A 22,880-nucleotide genomic window follows, 5' to 3' on the forward strand; every position below is an offset into this window, starting at 1 on the left:
CCCCTTGATCGCTGCGGCATTGGCGACGGGGCGACGCGCCCGCCGGTCGCGCTGTCAGCGGTTCGCGGTGCCATTCGCCCGACCCAGACTTGCCGTCCAGCGCTCGAGCTTGCCGAGCAGGCTGTCGCGCACGCGCGGGTTCTCCGCCGCGACGTCGTGCGCCTCGACCGGGTCGGATGCGAGATTGTAGAGTTCCGGGTCGACCCCGTCGGCATTGACGAGCAGCTTCCAGTCGCCCTCCCGAACCGCGTAACGCGGCGATACGTCGTGCGGATCGGCCGGGGTTCGCGGCTGACGCTTCGCTCCTGCCTTGCCATAGGCCCAGAACAGGTCCGGGCGCGCCGCCACCGCATGCCCTTCGAGCACCGGCGACAGATCGGTGCCATCAACGCCGTCGGGGAGCTTCGCCCCCGTGACCGCAGCGATGGTCGGCAGCAGGTCAACACCCTGTCCGACCGTCGTGTCGTCGCGATACCCCGCCTTCACATGCCCCGGCCAGGACAGGATCAGCGGCTGGCGGATGCCGCCCTCGTACAGGCTGAACTTGCGCCCGCGCAGATGGCCCGCACTGCCCGGCGGCTGCTCGCCGCCGCGATAGTAGCGTTGCAGCGATGACGGCCCGTTGTCCGAGGTGACGATGATCAGCGTGTTGTCGAACTCGCCCATGTCCTTGAGCCGCTGGAACAGTTTGCCGAGCGTCCGGTCCATCTTGACCAGCGTGGCGAGATAGCGGTCGTCGTCCGAACTGGTGCCCTTGCCCATCGCGTCCGACAGCGACTCGTCGTCCGGCGCCCAGGGGTCATGGACGTCGTTGAACCACAGGTTGACGAACCACGGCTCGTCGCTGTGCTGCGCGACGAAATCGACCGTCATGTCGCAATAAAGCTGGGTGAGCTTCGTCTTGATCTCCCAGAAGCGCGGCCCCTGACCTAGCTTGTCCGACTGTTCGGCAAGCCCGCGTTCCTTGTCGGACACGAGCACGCGCGGGCCCAGCCCCTCGAAGGTCGTGAAGCTCTGGTCGAAACCATAGGCGGTCGGCCAGGGCGCGTCGCCAATGTCGCGCCCGCCGCCCAGATGCCACTTGCCGATATGCGCCGTTGCATAACCGGCGTCTTGTAGCATGCGCGCGACATTGGGCAGTTGGGGGGCGAGCCAGTTCGCCTGTCCGGTCTCCGCATTGCGCGCGCGTGATGCGGTAATGCCGACAAACCCGACCTCGGCCGGAAACCGCCCGGTCAGGAATCCGGCGCGCGAAGACGAACAGATCGGCGCGGCGTCATAGAACTTGGTCAGCAGCACGCCGTCGCGCGCCAGCTTGTCGAGATTGGGCGTCTGCACCTTCTTGTCGCCCATGATCGACAGATCGCCCCAGCCCATGTCGTCGATCAGGATGAACAGGACGTTCGGGCGGGCATCGGGCGTCGGCACGGGCGCCTGCTGTGGCGTCGGCGGCGGGGCGGCGGGCGCGGCATCCGCCGACACGCCGCTCAACGCCGGAAGCGCGCACGCGCACGCCAGCGCGCACCGCAACAATGCCCCCCTTCCCTTTGCGCGGCTGCGAGAGAACGCGTTTTTCCGGCATCCTTTTCGAACTGTCATCGTCTTGCCCCCATGCGATCCGCTGCAGCCATGCCGTCCATGCGGTCAGTCGTCGGTACGGTCGGCTTCGGTCGGCTCGGCGTGGATGTCGACGCCGACATCCTGCGCCCAGGCCAGCCATTCGCGATTGAGCCGCGCGGCGACTTCGGGATGCTGGGCCGAAACGTCATGCATTTCGGTGCGGTCGGTCTTCATGTCGTAGAGATGCCACGGCCGGTACGTCTTGCGGCGGCCATTGGGGGCGAGCGAGACCATCTTCCAGTTGCCGTCGAGAATGCCGCGCGCAGCATAGTGCTCGAAAAACAGCGGCTGCGACCGCTCGACCGGCTGTCCCTTCAACACGCCGGCGAACGACACGCCGTCGATCGGCGGCTTGCCCTTTAGGTGCGGCTTGGTCCCGGCAAGGTCGAGCAGCGTCGGCGTCACGTCGATGATATGCGCGACCTCGGTCGTCTTGGTGCCGGCGCGATCGCCCATATGCCCCGGCCAACTGAACAGAAAGGGCGTGTGCGTGCCGCCCTGATACTGCTCGCGCTTCCAATAGCGCCACGGCGTATTGGCGGCGCTCGCCCATTGCGTGCCGATGCCCGCCATCGTCAGCTCGGTGCCGATCTTCGCCTCGGGATATTCGCCGTACCGGATCTTGCGGCCGTCGCGCGTCTCGCTCGGGCGGTCATAGCCCGGCCGCGTCATCACCTCGGGCGACGCGCCGTTGTCGACGAGGAACATCACCACCGTATTGTCGTACTGCCCGCTGTCCTTGAGCGCCTGGATGACGCGCCCGATGCCCTGATCCATGATGTCGATCATCGCGGCGTGCGTCGCCATCTTGCGGATCTGCACCTTGCGCTGCTCGGGCGTCAGCTTGTTCCAGGCGATGTCGGCATTGCCCGCATAGCCGGTCGTCACCGGCGGCAGCTCGGTTCCCGGCGCGATCAGGCCGAGTTCGACCTGCTTTTCATAGCGCTGCCTGCGCAACGCATTCCAGCCGCCGGAAAAGCGCGTGATATATTTCTGAATAACCTTTTCGGGCGCCATCAGCGGCCAATGCGCCGCGGTGTAGGCGAGATACATCATGAACGGCTTCCTGCCGTGAGCCAGCGTGTTGATCTGCTGGACGGCATGATCGGTGATCGCGTCGGTAAGATAGAAGTCCTTGGGCACCGACTTCACCGGCGTGAAGTCGTCGACCAGCGAGAACGGGTCGTAATAGTCCGCCACGCCCCAGATGATGCCCCAGTGATGATCGAATCCGCGCGCGGCGGGATATGTCCGCCTGTCGCCGAAGTCGCGGTCGAAATGGCCCTGGTGGTTGAGCCATTTGAGATGCTCGGCCTCGTTCTTGATCGGCTTCGCCGCGGTCAGGTGCCATTTGCCCACCATCGACGTCGCATACCCCGAATCGCGAAGCTCTTCGGCGACCGTCGGAACCTCGAGCGACAGGCTCGTCCCGTTGCCCGCCATGTTGACGCGGTGCGGATAGCGCCCCGTCAGCAACGCCGCGCGCGAAGGGCAGCAGCGCGACATGTTGTAGAAATTGGTGAACTTGATCGAATGGCGCGCCAACTCGTCGAGATTGGGGGTATCGATATTGCCGCCATAGGCGCCGATGTCCGAATAGCCGATATCATCGCCCATGATGACCAGCAGATTCGGCCGCGACGGGGCCGAATCGGGCGCTTGCGCGGGCGTTGCGGCGGACTGCGGCCCCGGAGCCGCATGCACCGGCTGCTGAATGCCCGCCGCGCAGCAGCCGAGCATGCTTCCCGCGACCGCCAGTCGCATCGCCGCGCCTCGCAGACCCGACCTGGCTGCCTTCTTCGTCGCATTCGTGCCGCGGATATCCATTGCGCCCCTTTCCCTTGCCCTTCACGTCCGGCGACCATTCAGCCCGTCCCGGCTTTCTCGAAAGTCGCTTCATCAACGGCATTATCATGCTCTGTTTTTGCTCACGAGCAGTTTGTCGTACATATATGCTAAAGTAAAGGGCCCGGAACACGGAGGTCGCGCTGCGCTTCGGCGGCGACCGTCAGGTCCCACACCACAAAGAAGGGACGCGGAATCGCCTGGCTGCAGATGACATTGCCCTGTCGGATTACGCCGGCGCGTTTAGGAGCGATCCTGGAGCGGCTAGGATCGGTCGACATTCAGAAGATGACGGCCTGAATGTCGATCGGTGCTACCGCTACCGCTCCGCTTTGTGGTATCTATCTCACTTGTCGAGCAGGCGCTTCAGCGCTAACGCTGCACGGTTAGGCGGGTATTTTCCCGGCCCCCATCGCGGAAGGGCAGCATGGCTTCACCCCCGGCGGCATCTACGGCCGCGGCAAACAATCTGGGTCGCAACCTCACCTACGGCCTGCAAGAGGTGATCGGGCGGGCGATCGTCGTCGGTGAATATGCCACCGGAAAGCCCTTTCCCACCGAAGCCGATCTTGCCAGGCAGCACGGCGTCAGCCGATCGGTGACGCGCGAGGCGATGAAGATGCTTGCCGCCAAGGGGCTGCTCGGCGCGCGGCCGCGGCAAGGCACCTTCGTCCAGCCCGACGATCAATGGAACCTGTTCGATACCGACGTGCTGCGCTGGATTCTCGAGCGCAAGCTTTCGGTGAAGACGCTGCGGCAGTTCAACGAGCTGCGCATCGGCGTCGAGCCTCGGGCGGCGGCGCTGGCTGCACAGCGCGCGCGCCCCAGCCAGGTCGCGGCGATCGCCGCCGGGCTGCAGCGGATGCGCGATGCCGAACGCGGTCAGGACGATACGCTGTCGGCCGACATCGAATTCCACGTTGCCGTGCTGCGCGCATCGGGCAATCCCTTCTACGTTCAGTTCCGGGACATCGTTTCGACCGCGCTTCGCACCTCGATCCGCTTCACCAACCGTATCGCCGGCCGCAGCGCAAGCATCGACGACCACGCCATGGTCCATTCCGCGATCGCCTCTGGTCAGGCACAGGCTGCGCACGACGCCATGTACAAGCTCATCGACGATGTTCTCGACCTCATCGGCAACGCCGCCGAATAGCACCTCCGCGCCATGCCGCGAAAGCGGGAAGTCCGGAGGCTTCGCCCACCTTGGTCTGACCCGTCTGCCCTGAACCTGCCGGGCCTCGTCCGGGGTCGGCGGCAGGAAACCGCGTGGTGTTCAGGGGCGGTATCCTGTGCCGATCGGTGCGCGGCGGTACGGGGCGAACCAATTATGGGCCTTGGGCTCCTTGGTGTCGTATTTCCCCCGCTGCGGCCCGGTGGGGAGGTCGTCCTGGCTGCGAATGGTCCACATCAGCAATTCGGCCATCAACCGGTTTCGGGCATCGACAGCCTTCGGATCGTCCATCCGGTTGTTCAGCTCCGCCGGGTCGGAGGGAAGATGATAGAGCTGTCCGTTGCCCATCATGTCGTACATCAGTTTCCAATCGCCCATGCGCACCATCTTCGTATTGCCGCTTTGGGTGACCTTGTTGAGTTCGTCGAAGCCCTCCGTTCCGGAACGGGAAATGGCGTAGGGTACCTTGTCTTCCGCGTCGTAGAACAAGCCGCCCACGCCGGACGTGGCATAAACGCTGCGGAATTCTTCTTTTGGATAGTCCTCGCCGTGCAGCAGTGGCGCCAAGCTGCGCCCTTGCACGCCCGACGGAATTTCCGCCCGCATCAATTCACAGAAAGTAGGCATGACATCGGCCATGGAGACATGCGCGCTTTCGCCAAGCTCCCGGTTCGGCCGAATGCCGGCGCCGAACCAGGTCATCGGAATGCGCGCCAGGCAATCCGGCAGCCCCACGCCTTTCCGCCCCAGGCCATATTCCATCATATAGTCGCCATGATCGGCGGTAACCACGACGACCGTGTTTTCGGCCAGACCGGACTCGTCGAGATGATCGAACAGTCGCTTCATCTGGTCGTCGATCAGGCGCAGCATACCGAGATAGTTCGAGACGTAGCGCCGCCATTGTTTCTCTAGATCCGGATAAGCGCCTTCCAGCCCGTGGAGCCAGCGTTCGCGGTCGCCCATCCGCTTCAGCGCCTCCGGGCCAGCGTCACGCTCGGGCACTTCGGACGGCGGGAACATGTCCCAATAGGGTTTCGGAACCTGTTCGGGATTGTGCGGCTCGGGAAAGCTGACCTGCAGCAGGAAGCGCTGGTCGGCCGATTCCTTGATGAAATCGATCGCGTCGGAGACGATCCGGTGGGGGTGCTGCGCCTCGACCGGGAAAGGCGCGGGTTCGGTGACGAGATTGAACTGGGTCGTTTTCAGCCATTTGTCGAACGCGGCATATTCCGGCGGAGCGTCCGGGCCGACATAGCCGTCGAGATGGCCGTATTGGCGCCAGAAATCGATATCCCCCTGGCGCAGATAGGTATGGTTCTTGCCGGCAAGGCCGGTGCGATACCCCTGCTCGCGCGCTACCTGATACATGTCCTTGGCGAAATAGGCGTCCTGACTGTCGAAGTTCATCCGCACGCGGGTCGCCTCGGGCCAGCGGCCGGTCAGCATGGAAATGCGGCTCGGGACGCAGGCGGGAATGGTGCAATAGGCGCGGGAGAAGTCGACGCCGGTCGCCGCCATCCGGTCCATGGTCGGGGTGACGTCGAGCGGATAGCCATGCCGCTTGCTGACGCCGGCATGGTGCTGGTCGGCGATGATCAGGAGGATGTTCGGCTTCGACACGCTGGCCGGCCCGGTCCGCCCACGCGGCTGCGCGCTTCGCAACTGCTGGAACCCGGCTCCCAGCGCAGGGCTGGAGACCGTCGATGCCAGGATGCTGGTCACGCCCAGGAAATGACGGCGATTCATGCGGCTCTCCTCTCTCATGTGCGCCAAAGCTGCTCTTTTTTATATGACAAGCACATAGCGCTGTCTGCAAATTTCAGGCGGTTGGCACTTGCTCGATGCCCTTTACATCGGAATGATATGATCTATTATAAATAGTAAATCAAGCAGCCGAACATCAATTCGGCCGAAGGGGAGAGGGTATGAGGCATCTCGGTTATCTCGCGGGCGCGTCGGCACTGGCATTGGCTACGGCGCATCCCGCCGCGGCGCAGACAAGCGATGCGCCGCCGCAATCGACGACGAGCGACAGCGCGGACAAGGCCGCCGCCCCCGCTCCCGACGAAGTCAGGGAAATCGTGGTGACGGGTATCCGGCAGAGCCTGGAGCGCGCCGCCGAGATCAAACGCAATGCGGACCAGGTCGTCGACAGCATCGTGTCCGAAGATATCGGCAAGTTCCCCGATCCGACGACCGCTGCGGCGCTGCAGCGGGTGCCCGGCGTACAGGTCGCTGTCACCCAGTCCAATCAGATCGGCAATGTGAAGATCCGCGGTCTGGGGGACATTCTGACGACTCTCGACGGGCGCGAAATCTTTTCCACCACGGGGCGTTCCTTTTCGTTGCAGGACGTGCCGGCCGCCGCACTGGCGCGGGTGGATGTCATCAAGACCAATACCGCCAACCTGATCGAGGGGGGCATTGCGGGTATTATCGACCTGCAACTTCATAAACCCTTCGATTTCGACAAGCCGACCGTCGTCCTGAACGGACGCGGAAACTACTCCGTCAAGGCCGACCGCCTCGACCCGCAGCTCGGCTTCCTCGCCACCGACACCTGGAGCACGGGCATCGGCGATATCGGCGCGCTGGTGAACGCGACCTGGTACAAGACGCATTACAACCATCCCCGCACGCGCGAAGGAGGTCCGCGAAGTGGCGCATCGCTCGGCAGACCCGACGTGATGGTGCCGATCGTGGCCGAGGGGCATTCCAACCACGGCTATTATGAACGGCCGCAGGTCAACGCGTCGCTGCAATGGCAGCCGTCCGACGCCCTCCAGATCTACGCCGACGGACTCTACACCGGTTCCCGCGCCGAGGACGAGTGGTCGCTGTCGAACGCGCAATTCTTCATCTCCGACGAAACCACCATGTCGGATGTGGAGACCACCGACCAGTGCTTTACCGCGCGGGTAAACCAGAACGGCCTCAATCCGCGCGAAGTGGTCGACCGGCAGGGTACTGCGGACCCCGGCGACGATGTCCAGACGCTTCAGCCCTTTACCTTGAACAAGGTGTGCAATCTGAAATCGGCGACGTTCCGCAACGCCGTCAGCCAGCAGAACACCCATTCCTATTACAACAAAACCGACAATTATCTCGGCGCGCTGGGCTTCAAGCTCGACACCGATCGCGTGACGGTGAACGGCGACGTATCGTACCAGAATTCGCACAATATCGGCGAGGAGATCCTCGTCGCCACCGCACAACGCATCCCCGAGCTGCGCTATGTCTCCAACCAGGGCGATGGCCTGCAGCTAGATACGGTGGGTGACAATGCCTATGCGCAACCGGACGGTCTGGTTATCGCGCAGGGACTGAACCAGTATTTCTCCCGATCGAAAGGCGATCTGTTCGCCGCCAAGCTCGACAGTTCGTTCGAGATCGGCGACATCATGAAAAGTTTCGACGTCGGCATGCGCTACGCCGTCCGCAAGGCGGAATTCGATCAGGCCGTCGTCCAGACCCCGTCGCCCGGCGGTGGTTCTCCGTCGAACCCGAACGCGATTCGGGTGGTCGATGCCGGCCTTCCCGACGGGTTCCTTTCGCTGCTTCCCAGCATATCCGGACTGAACGGCGGCGAACGGTCGCTGGTGCCCGATCCGGGATATCTCCGCTCCGACGAAGGGCGGGACGCAATCCGGGCGCTGTTCGGCGCGGCAGCGGGCGATCCCGATTACCAACCGCAGCGTCATTTCGATGCCAGGGAAACCACCTTCGCCGCCTATGCCCAGGTCCATTACGAGGTCCCGCTCGGCTCGATGACGCTCGACGGCACGGTCGGCGTGCGGCCGACGCGCACGAAACGGACCATCAATGGCTTTAGCGCCATCAGCATTCCGGCGACGGATGACGAGCCGGCAAGGACCGAAATCGTGCCGCTGTCGGCAACCACCACGGACACCGATATTCTGCCCAATGCCAGCGCGCGACTCCGGTTCGGCGGCGGACTCCAGGCCCGGCTGGCCTATTCGGTCGCGATTCGTCGACCGGGTTTCGCCTCGCTCAATCCCGGCCTCAGCTATGCACTGGCCGTCAACAAGAATGTGTTGAACTCCGGTTCTGCCGGCAATCCCGATCTGCGCCCGCAAAAGTCGGAGAATTACGATGCCTCACTCGAATATTATTTCGACAAGGGGTTCGCGGCGATCGCCATATACCGCCACGATCTGACCGATCGCGTCATATCCTCTGCAAGCGCGGAATCGATCGGCGGTATCCTCTACAATATCAGCCGGCCGAGAAATGTCGGATCGGCAAGGTTGCAGGGGGTCGAGATCAGCGGACAGACCTTCTTCGACTTCCTGCCCGGCGCGCTGTCCGGCTTCGGCGCGTTCGGCAACTTCACCTATGCGGATACCGAAGTGAAGGGCGACGACCCCCTGGCCGGCTATCCGCTTCAAGGCGTGTCCAAATATAATTTCAACGCCGGCCTGCTATATGAAAAATACGGACTGACGGCGCGCGCAGTCTATACCTATCGCTCCCGCTATTATGACGGCGATCTCACCGGCAACGTGTTCCTGCGCGCCATCGATCCCGACCGCGCCGACGACACCAGCTACACGCCGGCGGTGCTCAACTATGTCCGCCCGTCCGGCCGGCTCGACTTCAGCCTGAGTTACGAGGTCAACGACCGCATCCGGCTGGACGTTGGCGGGACGAACATCCTGGGCAGCCATTATTACGGCTATTACAACGAGAAGTATCTCGGAAACCAGTATCGTTATGACGACACGACCTATACTGCGGGAATTCGGTTTGCGCTCTAACGGCACGCCGAACAGCGCCTGCCTGACACCGAATCCGGGCCGGGACGGGACGCGTTACGCTGCCGGCGGTCACCAGGGATGGCGTGACCCGACTTTTGCTACCTTGCCAACCGTTTACGGATAAACTGGCTGGGGCGGCAGGCGCCTCGGGTCCGACCCGACCGCCAGCGGGCGGCCGCCATCTTCAACGAATGCCGTAAAAGTCCGCAACCCGGTCGAGCGCCAGGGTGAGCACCAGCTTGCCCGCGCGCGCCGGCCAGCCCAGCGCCTTTTCCGCCGCCGGCAGCTTTTCGCACGCGCATACCACCCGCCACAGCACGTCGCGCAGGCCCGGTCCCGCCGCCGCCATCGCCCCGTCGAAACGCCGTTTCGCCGCAAGCTGCGCGGTCGTGGGGTCCAATCCTTCCGGCGCCCCGCGCCGGCCGCCGGCGGTCGGCGACGCGTCCCAGCGCATGGTGACGCTCGGCCCCAGTGACGCCGTCTCGTAATCGGCGCGCAACCGCTCGCCCGCGTCGAACGCCCGATTGGACACCAGCCCGCGCGACTTCAGCCAGCCCAGCGGCGATTCCGCCAGGTTCACCGTCACGCTGCGCCCGCGCCGCCCGCCGCGTTTCGCCGCCGCGTCCCCGATCACGCCATCGTCGAAGCACCGTTCGACCAGTTCCCGCATCGCTCTTCTCCCGAATCGGCCCGCGGCGGGGGTTGCCATATCGCGTAGCTTGTAGGAAAGAAGAAAAACCGATTTGGTTCGTCAACAGGAGACGGGAATGATCACCGCCATCCGCGAAGTGCGCCGGGCGAAGGGACTCACGCTGGAAGATGTCGCCGCACGCTGCGATCCGCCGACCACGGCGCAGACGATCGGCCGGCTGGAAACGGGCACGCGCACCGTGTCGGTCAAGTGGCTCAACCGCATCGCCGCGGCACTGGGTGTCGACGCCGCCGACCTCGTCCGCCTGCCCGACCGTCCCGACATTCCCGTCGCCGCCATTCTCGACGGCGGCACGGCATCCGCCCCGCGGCGCGCGGAAACCGTCACCGCGCCGCAGGCCGGGCCGGGCATGGTCGCCGTCATCGTGCGCGGCGGTGTCGGCGATTATCGCGCCGGCGACGAGATCTGGTGCGACCGCCTCGCCCCCGACGCCTTCCGCCAGGCGGTCAATCGCGACGTCCTCGTCCCCCGCCCCGCCGGCCGCTTCGTCTTTGCCCGCCTGATCGCGACCGATGGCGCCCGCCTCCAGCTCCTGCCGCTCGGCGCGGGGCAACGCCAGACCATCGTCACCGATCCCGCCTGGATCGCCGTCGCCACCCGCCTGATCCGCCCGCTGTAACGCTCCCCTTCCCTTTCAGGATGCCTCTGCGAAACCCATTCTCGTCACCCCGGGGAAGGCCGGGGTCCACCGAGCCGCTTAGCTTAAGCGTTTGATCGCGCCTTTCGCAGAGGCATCGTTTCAGGGAGGACCCCTGCAAATCTCCCCTCCCTTTCAAGGGAGGGGTCGGGGGTGGGCGCGAGCGAAGCGAGCCCGACAAGAAAAGGGCGGACCCGAAGGCCCGCCCCTTACATTCATCGTCGGCCCCAGCCCGGTCAGCCTTTCTTGCGAAAGTGCAGGATTCCCCAGGTCAGTTTGCCGGCATCGGCGCCATTGACCCAGTGGCTCAGCCCCTCGAGCATCCGCTCGACAAAGGCGTCGCCGGCCTTCACGTCCTCGCGCCGGGCCGACAATTCCTCGGCGACCCGCGCATAATGGTTGCGAAGCTGGATCGAGCGGTCCTCGACCGCCACCTCCTCGAAGCCCAGCTTGCCCAGTTCCTCGCGATAGAAACCGAATGACGCCAGGTTCGGCAGGTGGATGCGGTCATAGATCGGCTGCAAGTCGCCCTCGTCCTTCAGGTCGTCGGCCTGCATCGGATCGGTGAAGATGAAATCGCCGCCGGGCTTCAGCGCCCTGGCGACCTCACGCAGGACGGCCAGCCGGTCGGGCGCGTGCAGGATCGCATCCTGGCTCCAGGCGGCGTCGAAACTCGCATCGTCGAACGGCAGGTCGTCGAACGACCCGTCCACGACCGACACCTTGTCCTCCAGGCCCGCCGCCCTGGTCAGTTCGCGGTTGCGCTGATTCTCGACCACAGCGACGTTCAGGCAGGTGACCCGCGCGCCATGCTCGGCCGCCATGACTCGCGCAGCGCCGCCATAGCCGGAGCCGATGTCGAGCAGCACCTTGCCGGAAACATCGCCCAGCAGTTCCGCCATGCGGTCCACCGTGGCCCGGCTCGCCTCGCGGATATCCCGGGTGTCGTCATAGATGCCGACATGGATGTCCTCGCCGCCCCAGATGGTGTTGTAGAAGTCGTCGGCCTCGTCGCTGTCGTAATAGTCGCGCGCCGTGGCAACGCCTGCATCAACCGTCATATGTTTTCTCCGCAACGTGAACGAAGAAGTCGGGCGCCTTCTCTTCGCCCTCCTCCATGAAATCGCCATAGGTGTGCAGCTTCTGGAAGCCGACGTCGCGCAACAGACCGCGGACATAGTCCTTGCGGATCGGGAACATGTTCAGATGGTAATCCGATCCGTCCGGGAAGCTGTATTTGAACCGCGCCAGCGAATCGTCGACATATTCCGGCTCGGCCGAAACCCGGTCGCCGCAATAATAATATTTGTGCTTGGTCGAAAAACCGTCGTCCAGGATGGTGTCGTAATTGCGCTGATCGAGGATCAGGACGCCGTCATGCTTCAGCGCGGCATAGAATTCGGCGAGCGCGCGGCGGCGGTCCTTTTCCTCGAACAGGTGGGTGAAGCTGTTGCCCAGGCAGATGATCGCGTCGAATTTGCCGTGCACGTCCTTGTTCAGCCAGCGCCAGTCGGCATGGACCGTCTTTAGCATCAGCCCTTCGTCCATCGCGTTCTGGAACGCCTTGGCCAGCATTTCCGCCGAACCGTCGGCCGATGTCACGTCGAACCCGGCCTTCAGCAACTGCACCGAATGAAAGCCCGTGCCGGTGGAAACGTCGAGGACGCTCTTCTTGTCGCGCGCCTTCAGGACGTCGATGAAGAACTGCCCTTCGCTCTTGGCGCGGGCGTCCCAGTCGATCAGCTCGTCCCACTTGTCCACGAATCCGCGGACATATTCGTTCTTGTAATGCTCGGTATTGCGTACCGCTTTGGGGTCGTCCCCATAATCCTGTTTGTCGTCAGGCACGAATACGCCCTGGTCGGTCTGCGTCTGCATAGCTTCCCCTTGCATTGTGCGAGCGTAGCGAGGCCGCGGCGACGCGGCCTGAAAGCCGTACGGATGACGGCGACAGCTCTGGAGTAGTCGAAGGCTATTACAACAGAGCGAAACGCTTGACGCAAATTAAGTATGCCCGGCAACGCCGAATAATCGGACGGCTGGTGCGGCGGCGTAACGATGTCGGGGTTTGCTGGTGGGCGGTGACGGGCTCGAACCGCCGACCCTCTCGGTGTAAACGAGATGCTCTACCAACTGAGCTAACCGCCCGGTCGCGCGGGCGATACGGCAAGCCCGCGCCGCCCGCAAGCCGCAATGTCGTGGCGCGTCCTCAGCCGAGCGCCAGGCCGGCATCGGCGGCCGCGGCGAAATAGCGGCCCATCGCGGCTTCGGCGCGCTCGCCCAGCACGATGAAGGCGCGCCGCCGGTCGTGCGGATCGGCGCGGCGTTCGAACAGGCCGGTGTCGGTCATGGTCTTGATCCAGCGCAGCGCGGTCGTCGGCGGAACGCTGGCGGCGATGCACAGGCTCGACACCGACACGCCCACCCGCTCGATCGCGGCGGCGTACAGGTCGAGCAGCATGTCCCAGGCCGGGTCGGCGAACAGTTCCGGGTCGAAGAACCGGTCGCGCAGGCGGCGCAGGCGAATCACGGCGCGCACGGTGCCGGCATCGACCCGCCGCGGCGGCGGCAGCGGCGGCGGCGCGCCATAGCCGGTTTCGCGGTCGCGCACGCCGCGATCCGGCCCGGTCGCGTCGGACCGCGTCAGCCGCGCCAGCGTTTCGGCGATGCGCGCGACTTCGGCGTTGATCCGCTGCAGCCGCGCGATCTCCTCATCCGCGCCCTCGCGCACGCCGCCGGGGCCGCCGCGCGCAGCCACGGCGAGCGCCCCCACCCGCTCCGCCATGCTGGGGTCGCAGAGCAACTGCACGTCGCTGCCGAGCAGGCAGGCGGCGACGGCGTCGATCTGGTCGCGCGCGAAGGTCGCGACCAGGCGCGCACCGCATTCGCGCGCGAACAGGGTCGCGGCCTCCATGGCGTCGTCCAGAAGCGCCTGGCCGATTCCCGCCGCCTCGATCAGGATGATGTCGGCGCCGACCTGCATCGCCAGCCGCTCGCGCGCACCGGCGAAATCGCACGCGGCGAGGATCCGCGCGCCGGCGAGCGTCGCCGCCTCGCGCGCCGTGCGCAGCGCCGCCTCTTCGTCCGTGATCACGATTACGGCCGGTGTCGTCCGCAACGCCGTGCCTGCCTGATCCGCCATCGCGCCCTCGTCGTCGGGAAAAGCCCCCGATGCCAGACGAACACGCGCCGGATAAGTCAAATCGCCTCCATTCCGGAGGGAAACCGTCCGCTCACCCCCTGTCATGCCCGGCCTCAATCCAGCGACTTGACGATCTCTTCGACCATCTTCTTGGCATCGGCGAGCAGCATCATCGTATTGTCCTGGTAGAAGACTTCGTTGTCGACGCCGGCATAGCCCACGCCGCCCATCGACCGCTTGGAAAACAGCACCGTCTTGGCATTCCCGACGTCCAGCACCGGCATGCCGTAGATCGGCGAGGACTTGTCGGTCTTGGCCGCCGGGTTGGTCACGTCGTTCGCGCCGATCACGAAGGCGACGTCGGTCTGGGAGAATTCGCTGTTGATATCCTCCAGCTCGAACACCTCGTCATAGGGCACGTTCGCCTCGGCCAGCAGCACGTTCATATGCCCCGGCATCCGCCCCGCGACCGGGTGGATGGCGTATTTCACGGTGACGCCTTCCGCCTTCAGCTTGTCGGCCATCTCGCGCACCGCGTGCTGCGCCTGCGCCACCGCCATGCCGTATCCCGGCACGATGATGACCTGTTCCGCCTGCTTCATCAGGAACGCCGCGTCCTCGGCCGATCCGCGCTTCCAGGGCCGGTCGATTCTCTCCGCCCCCTCGGCCCCGCCGCCGCTGTCGGCGCCGAACCCGCCGGCGATCACGCTGACGAAGCTGCGGTTCATCGCCCGGCACATGATGTAGCTCAGGATCGCGCCCGAGCTGCCGACAAGCGCGCCGGTGATGATCATCGCCGTATTGTGCAGCGTGAAGCCCATCGCCGCCGCCGCCCAGCCGGAATAGCTGTTCAGCATCGACACCACGACCGGCATGTCCGCCCCGCCGATGGGGATGATCAGCAGGAAACCGACGACGAAGCTCAGCGCCGTGATCGCCCAGAACACCCACGGGCTCTGGTCCTGCGTGAACCAGGCGACCAGCGCTACGATCGCCGCCAGCGTCCCGAAATTGACGACATGGCGCGCCGGCAGCAGGATCGGCGTGCCCGACATGTTGCCGTTCAGCTTGGCGAACGCGATCACGCTGCCGGAAAAGGTGATCGCGCCGATCGCCACGCCCAGCGCCATCTCGATCCGGCTTACCGGGTGGATCGCCATGAACGGGTCGCCGATCATCGGCGTCACCAGGTCGGCGATCCCGAACGCGCCGGGGTTGAGATAGGCCGCCGCGCCCACCAGCACCGCGGCGAGGCCGACCAGCGAATGGAACGCCGCGACGAGCTGCGGCATCGCCGTCATCGCGATCCGCCGCGCGATGGTGATGCCGATCGCGCCGCCGATCGCGATGGCGATCAGGATCTCGATCAGCGCGGCCGGGTCGAAATCCATTCCCGCCGTCACCGAATTCAGGCCGCGCGTCACGTTCAGTCCCAGGCCGTGCGTGATCAGCGTCGTCACCACCGCGATCGTCATGCCGATCATGCCGAAGCGATTGCCCCGCCGGCTGCTCTCCGGGCTCGACAGGCCGCGCAGCGCGAGGATGAAGCAGACCCCCGCGACCAGATAAGCGAGCGCCACCCACGGATTGATCGCTAGTGCCTCGTCCATCGCTACTTACTTCCCCCGTAACGTCGCCCCTGCGAAGGCAGGGGCCTATCTCTCTGTCCCAACGGTTTCGCGCTGATGGAGAGAGCCATGGGCTCCTGCCTGTGCAGGAGCGACGGTGATATCATGCAGCTATTTCTTCGCAGCCGCCGGCCGCTCCTTCTTCTTGTACATCGCGAGCATCCGCGCCGTGACGGCGAAGCCGCCGAAGATGTTCACGCTCGCCAGCGTCACCGCCAGCAGCCCGAGCCATTTCGAACTCGCCGAACCCGCCCCGGCACTCGCGATCAGCGCACCGACGATGATGACGGAGGAAATCGCATTCGTCACCGCCATCAGCGGCGTATGCAGCGCCGGCGTTACCGACCAGACCACATAATAGCCGACGAACACCGCCAGCACGAAGATCGACAGGATCGAGATGAAGTCCATTTAATCCTCCCCGGCACGGGGAGGGGGACCATGCGAAGCATGGTGGAGGGGGACGGCGGCAAGCGAAACGATGGAAGCGATCGTCGCGTCCAAGTCGCGCATCACGTCATTCGCCCCGATCCGGACTACCCGATACCCGTTCTCTGACAAAAATCGGTCCCGTGACGCATCGCGCTCGCTTGTAGCGGTCCCATCATGCACGGAGCCGTCGATCTCAATCGCGAGCCGAGCCCGCGGACAATAGAAATCCACGATATATGGGCCGATAGGATGCTGGCGACGAAATTTCACGCCAGTGGCGCCCCCTCGCAGGCGCCTCCAAAGCATCGCTTCGGGAAGCGTCAGCTTGCGGCGAAGTTTTCTGGCAACAACGACTTCCGGGCGCCGCGCAGGCGGAACGCCCCCTCCACCACGCCCTGCGGGCGCGGTCCCCCTCCCCGTGCCGGGGAGGATCACGTCGCCAACCTCTCGCTCACCACCTCGCCGCCCCGCGTCACCCGCACGCCGCATACGATCTCGTCATCGTCCGGAAACACCGGCTTCTTCGCTTCCTCGTCCCAGAAGGCGGACAGGAAATTGTACAGGTTGCGCGCGAACAGCGCCGATGCGTCCGCCGCCAGCCGGCTCGCCACGTTCCGGTGGCCGATGATCTTCACGCCGTGCTTTTCGACGATCTCGCCCGCGACCGCGCCCTCGACATTGCCGCCCTGCTCGACCGCCAGGTCGACGATCACGCCGCCCGGCTTCATCGTCGCGATCTGCGCATCGGAAATCAGCCGCGGCGCCGCCTTGCCCGGGATCAGCGCGGTGGTGATGACGATGTCCTGCTTGGCGATATGGCTCGATACCAGTTCGGCCTGCGCCTTTTTATATTCCTCGGACATCTCGGTGGCATAGCCGCCGCTGCCCTCGCCCTCGATCCCGCCTTCGTCGACAAAGACCGGCTTGGCGCCCAGCGACTTGATCTGCTCCTTCGTCGCCGCGCGCACATCGGTCGCCGACACCTGCGCGCCCAGTCGCCGCGCGGTCGCGATCGCCTGCAGCCCGGCGACGCCCACGCCCATCACGAACACGCGCGCCGCGGAAACCGTGCCCGCCGCCGTCATCATCATCGGAAAGACGCGGCCATATTCGGCAGCGGCATCCAGCACCGACTTGTACCCGGCCAGATTGGCCTGCGACGACAGGATGTCCATCGATTGCGCGCGGGTGATGCGCGGCATGAACTCCATCGCCATCGCCTCGATGCCGGCCTGCGCATACCGGTCGACCCGCTCACGCTCGCCGAACGGATTGAGCCCGGCGATGAGCAAAGCGCCCTTGCCGATACCCTGCAGGCTGTCGGGGTCCGGCCCCTGCACTGCCAGCACCGCATCGGCGCCGGCCAGCGCCTCGGCGCGCGGTGCGACGCTCGCCCCGGCTTCCCGATAGGCGTCGTCGTCATGGGACGCGGCCAGCCCGGCGCCCTGTTCGACCACCATCCCGGCGCCCAGCGACGTGAATTTCCTGACCGTTTCGGGAACGGCGGCGACCCGGCGCTCGCCGGCGGCCTGTTCCTTGAGAACGGCGATCCGCACGTTACGGCGCGATCAGCCAGACGACGATCAGGGCGATCACGAAACAGGCGATCGCCCCCACCCGCATCAACCGCATGATCGAATGGTAGGTCTGTTCATGTGCCTGAAGCTGTTCGCCGTCGCCGGCCATCGTCGCATTCCTTTCCGAATGGCGAATTCCCTCTTGCCTCTGTCCTAACCCCGGCCGCTGCCCATCTCAAGCCCCGCTGACGGGTGGCGACTTAAGCAGCCCTTTACCGATGGCCGCTATCCACGTCGTTCCGATCTGGCACGATTCAAGGACCACCGGATGACGCGCAACGGCCAGCGTATGTTGATGCTGATCGACGACGAACCCGCCCAGCGGCGGCTCGTCGCCGCGATCGCCGCGCGGCGCGGCTGGCGCACGGTCTTCGCCGCCGATGGCGAAACCGCGCTCGCCACGCTCGGCACGCAGGACGGCATGTCGCTCGACGCCGTCATCATCGACACCTGGCTGAGCGACGCGGAAACCGCCGCTTTGATCCGCGAACTGCGCGCGAACCGGCCGCTGCTGCCCATCCTCATCCTGTCGGCCAATGATTCCGCCGCCACCGCCGTCGGCGCGATGCGGGCCGGCGCCACCGATTTCCTGGTCAAGCCCATCGCCGCCGATCGCCTGCTCGGCGCCCTCGACGCGGTGCTGGAGGACGAAGCGAAGGGCGAACTCCGCCCGCTGTCGGAAAAGATGTCGGCCCCGCTCGCCTTTGACGAGGTGGTGGGCTCCGCGCCGCAGTTCCGCGCCGCGCTCGCCATCGCGGCAAAGGCCGCCCGGGCGCGCGTGCCGGTGCTGATCGAGGGCGAAAGCGGCGTCGGCAAGGAAGTGATCGCCGACGCCGTCCACGCCGCCAGCCCGCGCCATGCCCGGCCGATGGTGCGCGTCAATTGCGGCGCGATTCCCGAAAATCTGGTCGAATCCGAACTGTTCGGCCACGAAAAGGGCGCCTTCACCGGCGCGTTCGAGCGCAAGATCGGTCGCTTTCAGGAAGCGGACGGCGGCACCCTGTTCCTCGACGAGGTGGGCGAGATGCCGCTCGATGCGCAGGTGAAGCTGCTGCGGGTCCTGCAATCGGGCGAGATCCAGCCGCTCGGCGCGCGCCATGTCCACCATGTCGATGTCCGGATCATCGCCGCCACCAACAAGCGGCTGACCGATGCGATCGAGGCCGGCGACTTTCGCGAGGATCTCTATTACCGCCTCAACGTCGTTCAGGTCACGGTGCCGCCGCTGCGCGACCGGCCGGGCGATGTCGGTCCGCTCGCGCGGCACCTGTTGCGCCGCATCGCCGACCAGCCGGGCCTGCGCCCGCTGGGCATCACCGACGAGGCGCTGTCGCTGCTCGCCAGCTATGACTGGCCCGGCAATGTGCGCCAGCTCCACAACGCGCTGTTCCGCGCCTCGGTGCTGTGCGAAGGCGACGCGCTGACCGCGGCCGACTTTCCCCAGATCGCGGAAATCGCGATCGGCCGGCCCGATCGCCCGGCGAACAAGACACGCGCGACCGGCCATGCCGGCGTCACCCTGTTCCACCCGGATGGCAACCTACGCCGGCTGGAGGATATCGAGGCCGATGTCATCCGCCTCGCCATCGGCCATTATCGCGGCCGCATGACGGAGGTCGCGCGCCGCCTCGGCATCGGCCGCTCGACGCTCTACCGCAAGCTCGGCGAACTCGGCATCGACCAGCACGCCGCCTGAAGCGGATGGAACATCGTCGCAGGGCCGCGCTTTGGCGGGGCATGCGACCAATTCTCCCGACAACCACCCTCGCGCTCGCCCTCGCCGCCTGCTCCGGCGGTTCGGGGACCAGCAACTCCGCCTCCGCACCGCAATCCGGGAACGTCGTCGACGCCACGACCACCGCCAACGGCCTGACGGTACAGCCGACGAGCGACGCAGGCACTGCTCCAGGCCGCGACTGGCACCGCTACACCAACGCCCGCTTCGATTTTGCCCTGGAGGTGCCACCGGGCTTCGCCGCCGACGAAGCGCCGCGGAACAAGGACGGCCGTGTCTTTCGCAAGAGCGGCGCCCGCTTGCGCGTCTTTGGCAGCCATAACGCGCTCGCAGAGGATTTCGACGCCCAGATTGCCCGCGCACGAAAAGGGCTCGGCGACGTCCAAGTGGTCGATCGAACCCCCGCCACCTGGCGCGCCACCGCCATGACGAAGAACGGCGAGTACGTCGCGATCCTCCTCGCCCGTCCCAGCGACTCGCGCATCGTCACCGCACAGTTCACCTGGCCGAAAGGCATGGCGCTGAAGGACACCGCCGAGCGCGCACTCGACAGCTTGCTGATGGTCGGCCATGCCGGCCCGCTCACCTTTCGCTATCAACCGGAACGTCTCGCGGCCGTCGCCACTGCGCTCCGCCTCCCGCCCGACTACGACCGCGCATTCGACGCGACGAAACTGCTGCCGCTGGATCGCCGCGCGAAGCTGGGCAAGAACGGATGCCGCTACGGCCTGTCCGGACGCACCAGCACCTGTTCGGCCGAAAAGGAGGCCGGTCTGTCCTTCGCCGTCGTCGACTTGCCGCTGGCGACGCTGCGCGACCGCTTCGACGCCAGCCGGGCGGCACGGACGACACTGGCGCGGCGGGAAGGCTTTCGGGTCGAACAGACGGCGGAAGGCATGGGCGCGACCTATACCTTCCTGCCCGCGGGTGATCGCACGGTCGTAATCGAACACCGACACCGCGAACACGGCGACGGCACCGCGACCATGGCCGTATTGCGGGGCTTGACCTTCGTCTCAGGCGCACCGGGCTAAGGGATGGTCAACCGCCGCGCCCCACCAGCGCCGCATCGCGCATCCCGCGCCACACCCTGAGCGCCTGCACCGTCTCGGCCACGTCGTGGACGCGCAGCATCTGCACCCCCTGTTCGGCCCCTTTCAGCGCCAGCGCGATTGACCCGCCCAGCCGCTCGCCCGCCGGCGCCTCGTTCGACAGCGCGCCGATCATCCGCTTGCGGCTCGCGCCCAGCAGCACCGGACAACCCAGGCCATGGAACAGCGACAGGCCGTTCAGCAGCGCCAGATTGTCGGCCATCGACTTGCCGAAACCGATGCCGGGATCGACCAGGATATTGCCGCGCGCCACGCCGCTGCCCGCCACCGCCTCGATCCGCCGCTCCAGCCAGTCGAACGTCTCGATCAGCACGTCGCCATAGCCGTCGCCGCCATGCGGGCCGCGTGCCGGATCGGGCGAATGCATCAGCACCACCGGACACCCGGCGCGGGCCACCACCTCCAGCGCGCGCTCATCCCAAAGCAGCGCCGCGACATCGTTGACGACATGCGCACCCGCAGCCAGCGCCGCCTCCATCACCGCCGCCTTGCGCGTGTCGATCGACACCGGCGTGCCCGACCGGGCGAGCCGCTCGATCACCGGCACGACCCGCGCGATCTCGTCGCCTTCCCACACGGCCTTCGCGCCGGGCCGCGTCGATTCGCCGCCGACATCGACCATCGCCGCGCCCGCCGCGCCCATATCGAAGGCCGCCTGCGCCGCGGCGTCCGCGTCGTCGTGCCTGCCGCCGTCGGAAAAGCTGTCCGGCGTCATGTTGAGGATGCCCATCACCAGCGGCTGATCGAGCCGGAGCGTCCGCTCGCCCGCCCGGATGGCGCCGCGCGGCGCCGCGATATGTGCCGCCAGCACCGTCAGCCGCTCGCGCTGCGCCGCCGGCAGCGCCTCGGCAAAGGCATCGAAGTCCGTAACCGCCACCGGCTGCTGCACCGCGCGCCGCCCGTCCACGACCGCGATCACCTCATAGGCCGCGAACCACACGAGCCCGCCTGCGATCCGCGCCACCTGTCCGTCCAGCCCGATCGGCGAATCGACGAACTGCACCGGCCGCAGATAGAGTTTCGCCTCGGCGGGGAGGGAGATCACTTCGGACATCGCTCCTTTCTAGGGCCGCCCCTGCCCTCGCGAAAGCGGGGGCATGTGACGTGCATCGCGGTGGCGAAGCGCTACGGCTGCGTCGCCAGCAGATAGGTCTGCCGCACCGCGTCGATCGGCTTCAGCCCGTCGGCCGCCTCGTAATGCCAGAAGGTCCAGCCGTTGCACGACGGCGCCTCCTGCAATGTCGCGCCCAATTTGTGGATCGACCCCGCAGCCGCGCCGCAGGTCAGCGATCCGTCGGCGCCCACCACCGCCTGCCACCGCCGCTTCGCGTCGGTCAGCACCGTACCCGGCGCGAGAAAGCCGTTTTCGACCAACTGCCCGAAGGCCACGCGCGGCGGCTTCTTGGTGTTGGCCTGCATGGTCTGCAATTGCGATTCGTCGAGCGGCAGCGCCGCCGCGATCCGCGCCTCCGCCGCCTCGATATAGGCCGCCTCGCGCTCGATCCCGATCCAGCGCCGCCCCAGCCGCTTCGCCACCGCGCCCGTCGTGCCGGTGCCGAAGAACGGGTCGAGCACCACGTCGCCGGCCTGCGTCGTCGCCAGCAGCACGCGGTATAAGAGCGCCTCGGGCTTCTGCGTCGGATGGACCTTGTGGCCGTCCTTCTTCAGCCGCTCCGGCCCGCCGCAGATCGGGAATTCCCAATCGGAACGCATCTGCAACTCGTCGTTCAGCGTCTTCATCGACCGGTAGTTGAAGGTATATTTCGCCTTCTCGCCCATCGATGCCCAAATGAGCGTCTCGTGCGCATTGGTGAAGCGCGTGCCGCGAAAATTCGGCATCGGATTGGCCTTGCGCCACACCACGTCGTTCAGGATCCAGAAGCCGCTATCCTGGATCGCGGTGCCGACGCGAAAGATGTTGTGATAGCTGCCGATCACCCAGATCGAGCCATTGTCCTTCAGGATGCGCCGCGCCTCGGCCAGCCATTGCCGCGTAAAGGCGTCATAGGCGGCGAAGCTGTCGAACTTGTCCCACGCGTCGTTCACCGCATCGACCCGGCTGCCGTCGGGCCGGTTGAGGTCGCCGCCGAGCTGCAGGTTGTAGGGCGGATCGGCGAAGATCATGTCGACCGACTTGGCGGGCAGCGACCGCATCGCCGCGATGCAGTCGCCCGTCAGGATGCGGTCGAGCGGCAGCTCGCCCTCCGGCACCCGCCGGACACGCGGCTTCGCCTTGACCTTCTCCAACACCGCCATCGATCCCTGCCCCCTCTTGTTCGGCCGGCGATCGTGCGGATCGCGCGGACTCCGTCAAGCGAACAATAGTTAACGCATCGCGTTACGAGGTCGTTGACGACCCGGAACATTTCGCGACCCCGGCAGATATTGAGTCCGGGAGGCGCCCTCCGGCACAACCGATGGGGTGTGGCACGAAAGACTCACACCGATGTTTTCCGTCGGCGCCGGACCGGTCGAAGGGCAGTCC

The 22,880-nt window shown here is 65.9% G+C and carries 19 protein-coding genes and 1 tRNA gene; 5 read left to right on the forward strand and 15 right to left on the reverse strand.

The window, feature by feature from the left end; all coding sequences use genetic code 11:
• Nucleotides 1-54 precede the first annotated feature (54 nt).
• Together RPR59_RS14195 and RPR59_RS14200 are read right to left on the reverse strand one after the other, a co-directional pair.
• Nucleotides 55-1,530, reverse strand: a complete 1,476-nt coding sequence (locus tag RPR59_RS14195; protein WP_313915135.1) for a sulfatase-like hydrolase/transferase — start codon at nt 1,528-1,530, stop codon at nt 55-57.
• A 114-nt stretch (nt 1,531-1,644) separates the two neighbouring features.
• On the reverse strand, nt 1,645-3,447 hold the full coding sequence (locus RPR59_RS14200) for an arylsulfatase (RefSeq protein WP_313915137.1): 1,803 nt from the start codon (nt 3,445-3,447) through the stop codon (nt 1,645-1,647).
• Nucleotides 3,448-3,892: 445 nt separating this feature from the next.
• On the opposite strand from RPR59_RS14200, the gene RPR59_RS14205 reads away from it, so the two are divergent.
• On the forward strand, nt 3,893-4,621 hold the full coding sequence (locus RPR59_RS14205; RefSeq protein WP_313915139.1) for a FadR/GntR family transcriptional regulator: 729 nt from the start codon (nt 3,893-3,895) through the stop codon (nt 4,619-4,621).
• Nucleotides 4,622-4,741: 120 nt separating this feature from the next.
• On the opposite strand, the gene RPR59_RS14210 is transcribed toward RPR59_RS14205, so the two are convergent.
• Entirely contained in the window at nt 4,742-6,388 is a 1,647-nt protein-coding gene (locus tag RPR59_RS14210; protein WP_313915141.1) for a sulfatase family protein, read from the reverse strand.
• Between the two features lie 179 nt (nt 6,389-6,567).
• On the opposite strand from RPR59_RS14210, the gene RPR59_RS14215 reads away from it, so the two are divergent.
• Nucleotides 6,568-9,420: a TonB-dependent receptor gene (locus RPR59_RS14215; protein WP_313915143.1), complete on the forward strand. Its 2,853-nt coding sequence runs from the start codon at nt 6,568-6,570 to the stop codon at nt 9,418-9,420.
• Nucleotides 9,421-9,604: 184 nt separating this feature from the next.
• Here the strand turns inward: RPR59_RS14215 and RPR59_RS14220 are convergent, their stop codons facing one another.
• On the reverse strand, nt 9,605-10,090 hold the full coding sequence (locus RPR59_RS14220) for a DUF6456 domain-containing protein (protein WP_313915145.1): 486 nt from the start codon (nt 10,088-10,090) through the stop codon (nt 9,605-9,607).
• Between the two features lie 97 nt (nt 10,091-10,187).
• Here RPR59_RS14220 and RPR59_RS14225 point away from each other — a divergent pair, with 97 nt between their 5' ends.
• Nucleotides 10,188-10,751 (forward strand): helix-turn-helix domain-containing protein, encoded by a 564-nt coding sequence (locus tag RPR59_RS14225; protein WP_313915147.1) that lies wholly within the window; start codon nt 10,188-10,190, stop codon nt 10,749-10,751.
• Between the two features lie 254 nt (nt 10,752-11,005).
• Here RPR59_RS14225 and RPR59_RS14230 read toward each other — a convergent pair whose 3' ends face one another.
• The 9 genes from RPR59_RS14230 to RPR59_RS14270 all read right to left on the reverse strand — a co-directional run bounded on the left by RPR59_RS14230 (nt 11,006) and on the right by RPR59_RS14270 (nt 17,657).
• Nucleotides 11,006-11,830 (reverse strand): methyltransferase domain-containing protein, encoded by an 825-nt coding sequence (locus RPR59_RS14230; RefSeq protein ID WP_313915149.1) that lies wholly within the window; start codon nt 11,828-11,830, stop codon nt 11,006-11,008.
• A complete protein-coding gene (locus RPR59_RS14235) occupies nt 11,820-12,647 on the reverse strand; it encodes a glycine/sarcosine N-methyltransferase (protein WP_313915152.1) in 828 nt (275 codons plus the stop codon). Before RPR59_RS14235 ends, RPR59_RS14230 begins: the two co-directional genes overlap by 11 nt.
• 194 nt (nt 12,648-12,841) lie before the next feature.
• Nucleotides 12,842-12,917: transfer RNA gene (locus tag RPR59_RS14240), tRNA-Val, on the reverse strand.
• Between the two features lie 61 nt (nt 12,918-12,978).
• Nucleotides 12,979-13,911: a hypothetical protein gene (locus tag RPR59_RS14245; RefSeq protein WP_313915154.1), complete on the reverse strand. Its 933-nt coding sequence runs from the start codon at nt 13,909-13,911 to the stop codon at nt 12,979-12,981.
• Nucleotides 13,912-14,024: 113 nt separating this feature from the next.
• On the reverse strand, nt 14,025-15,521 hold the full coding sequence (locus tag RPR59_RS14250; protein ID WP_313915156.1) for an NAD(P)(+) transhydrogenase (Re/Si-specific) subunit beta: 1,497 nt from the start codon (nt 15,519-15,521) through the stop codon (nt 14,025-14,027).
• A 129-nt stretch (nt 15,522-15,650) separates the two neighbouring features.
• Nucleotides 15,651-15,950, reverse strand: coding sequence for an NAD(P) transhydrogenase subunit alpha part 2 (locus tag RPR59_RS14255; RefSeq protein WP_313915158.1), 300 nt, complete (start codon nt 15,948-15,950; stop codon nt 15,651-15,653).
• The gene (locus tag RPR59_RS14260; RefSeq protein ID WP_313915160.1) at nt 15,951-16,460 is read right to left on the reverse strand and encodes an endonuclease domain-containing protein; all 510 of its coding nucleotides are present in this window, start codon (nt 16,458-16,460) and stop codon (nt 15,951-15,953) included.
• Nucleotides 16,403-17,527, reverse strand: coding sequence for a Re/Si-specific NAD(P)(+) transhydrogenase subunit alpha (locus RPR59_RS14265; protein ID WP_313915162.1), 1,125 nt, complete (start codon nt 17,525-17,527; stop codon nt 16,403-16,405). Before RPR59_RS14265 ends, RPR59_RS14260 begins: the two co-directional genes overlap by 58 nt.
• Before the next feature lies 1 nt (nt 17,528).
• Entirely contained in the window at nt 17,529-17,657 is a 129-nt protein-coding gene (locus RPR59_RS14270; RefSeq protein WP_313915165.1) for an aa3-type cytochrome c oxidase subunit IV, read from the reverse strand.
• Nucleotides 17,658-17,816: 159 nt separating this feature from the next.
• On the opposite strand from RPR59_RS14270, the gene RPR59_RS14275 reads away from it, so the two are divergent.
• Nucleotides 17,817-19,244 (forward strand): sigma-54-dependent transcriptional regulator, encoded by a 1,428-nt coding sequence (locus RPR59_RS14275; RefSeq protein ID WP_313915167.1) that lies wholly within the window; start codon nt 17,817-17,819, stop codon nt 19,242-19,244.
• Nucleotides 19,245-19,285: 41 nt separating this feature from the next.
• Nucleotides 19,286-20,317 (forward strand): hypothetical protein, encoded by a 1,032-nt coding sequence (locus RPR59_RS14280; RefSeq protein WP_313915168.1) that lies wholly within the window; start codon nt 19,286-19,288, stop codon nt 20,315-20,317.
• A 7-nt stretch (nt 20,318-20,324) separates the two neighbouring features.
• On the opposite strand, the gene folP is transcribed toward RPR59_RS14280, so the two are convergent.
• Entirely contained in the window at nt 20,325-21,449 is a 1,125-nt protein-coding gene (folP, locus tag RPR59_RS14285; protein ID WP_313915170.1) for a dihydropteroate synthase, read from the reverse strand.
• Between the two features lie 71 nt (nt 21,450-21,520).
• Nucleotides 21,521-22,651 (reverse strand): site-specific DNA-methyltransferase, encoded by a 1,131-nt coding sequence (locus tag RPR59_RS14290; protein WP_313915173.1) that lies wholly within the window; start codon nt 22,649-22,651, stop codon nt 21,521-21,523.
• Nucleotides 22,652-22,880 lie beyond the last annotated feature (229 nt).

This window comes from Stakelama saccharophila (assembly GCF_032229225.1).
In the GTDB taxonomy this organism is placed as follows: Bacteria; Pseudomonadota; Alphaproteobacteria; order Sphingomonadales; family Sphingomonadaceae; genus Sphingomonas; species Sphingomonas saccharophila.

Bases quoted from the DNA above. Each gene is read 5' to 3' on its own strand.
- folP (WP_313915170.1), bottom strand. From the start codon at position 21,449: ATGTCCGAAGTGATCTCCCTCCCCGCCGAGGCGAAACTCTATCTGCGG.
- RPR59_RS14205 (WP_313915139.1), top strand. From the start codon at position 3,893: ATGGCTTCACCCCCGGCGGCATCTACGGCCGCGGCAAACAATCTGGGT.
- RPR59_RS14260 (WP_313915160.1), bottom strand. From the start codon at position 16,460: ATGCGGCGTGCGGGTGACGCGGGGCGGCGAGGTGGTGAGCGAGAGGTT.
- RPR59_RS14225 (WP_313915147.1), top strand. From the start codon at position 10,188: ATGATCACCGCCATCCGCGAAGTGCGCCGGGCGAAGGGACTCACGCTG.
- RPR59_RS14255 (WP_313915158.1), bottom strand. From the start codon at position 15,950: ATGGACTTCATCTCGATCCTGTCGATCTTCGTGCTGGCGGTGTTCGTC.
- RPR59_RS14245 (WP_313915154.1), bottom strand. From the start codon at position 13,911: ATGGCGGATCAGGCAGGCACGGCGTTGCGGACGACACCGGCCGTAATC.
- RPR59_RS14250 (WP_313915156.1), bottom strand. From the start codon at position 15,521: ATGGACGAGGCACTAGCGATCAATCCGTGGGTGGCGCTCGCTTATCTG.
- RPR59_RS14280 (WP_313915168.1), top strand. From the start codon at position 19,286: ATGCGACCAATTCTCCCGACAACCACCCTCGCGCTCGCCCTCGCCGCC.
- RPR59_RS14290 (WP_313915173.1), bottom strand. From the start codon at position 22,651: ATGGCGGTGTTGGAGAAGGTCAAGGCGAAGCCGCGTGTCCGGCGGGTG.
- RPR59_RS14230 (WP_313915149.1), bottom strand. From the start codon at position 11,830: ATGACGGTTGATGCAGGCGTTGCCACGGCGCGCGACTATTACGACAGC.
- RPR59_RS14235 (WP_313915152.1), bottom strand. From the start codon at position 12,647: ATGCAGACGCAGACCGACCAGGGCGTATTCGTGCCTGACGACAAACAG.
- RPR59_RS14215 (WP_313915143.1), top strand. From the start codon at position 6,568: ATGAGGCATCTCGGTTATCTCGCGGGCGCGTCGGCACTGGCATTGGCT.
- RPR59_RS14210 (WP_313915141.1), bottom strand. From the start codon at position 6,388: ATGAATCGCCGTCATTTCCTGGGCGTGACCAGCATCCTGGCATCGACG.
- RPR59_RS14275 (WP_313915167.1), top strand. From the start codon at position 17,817: ATGACGCGCAACGGCCAGCGTATGTTGATGCTGATCGACGACGAACCC.
- RPR59_RS14220 (WP_313915145.1), bottom strand. From the start codon at position 10,090: ATGCGGGAACTGGTCGAACGGTGCTTCGACGATGGCGTGATCGGGGAC.
- RPR59_RS14270 (WP_313915165.1), bottom strand. From the start codon at position 17,657: ATGGCCGGCGACGGCGAACAGCTTCAGGCACATGAACAGACCTACCAT.
- RPR59_RS14200 (WP_313915137.1), bottom strand. From the start codon at position 3,447: ATGGATATCCGCGGCACGAATGCGACGAAGAAGGCAGCCAGGTCGGGT.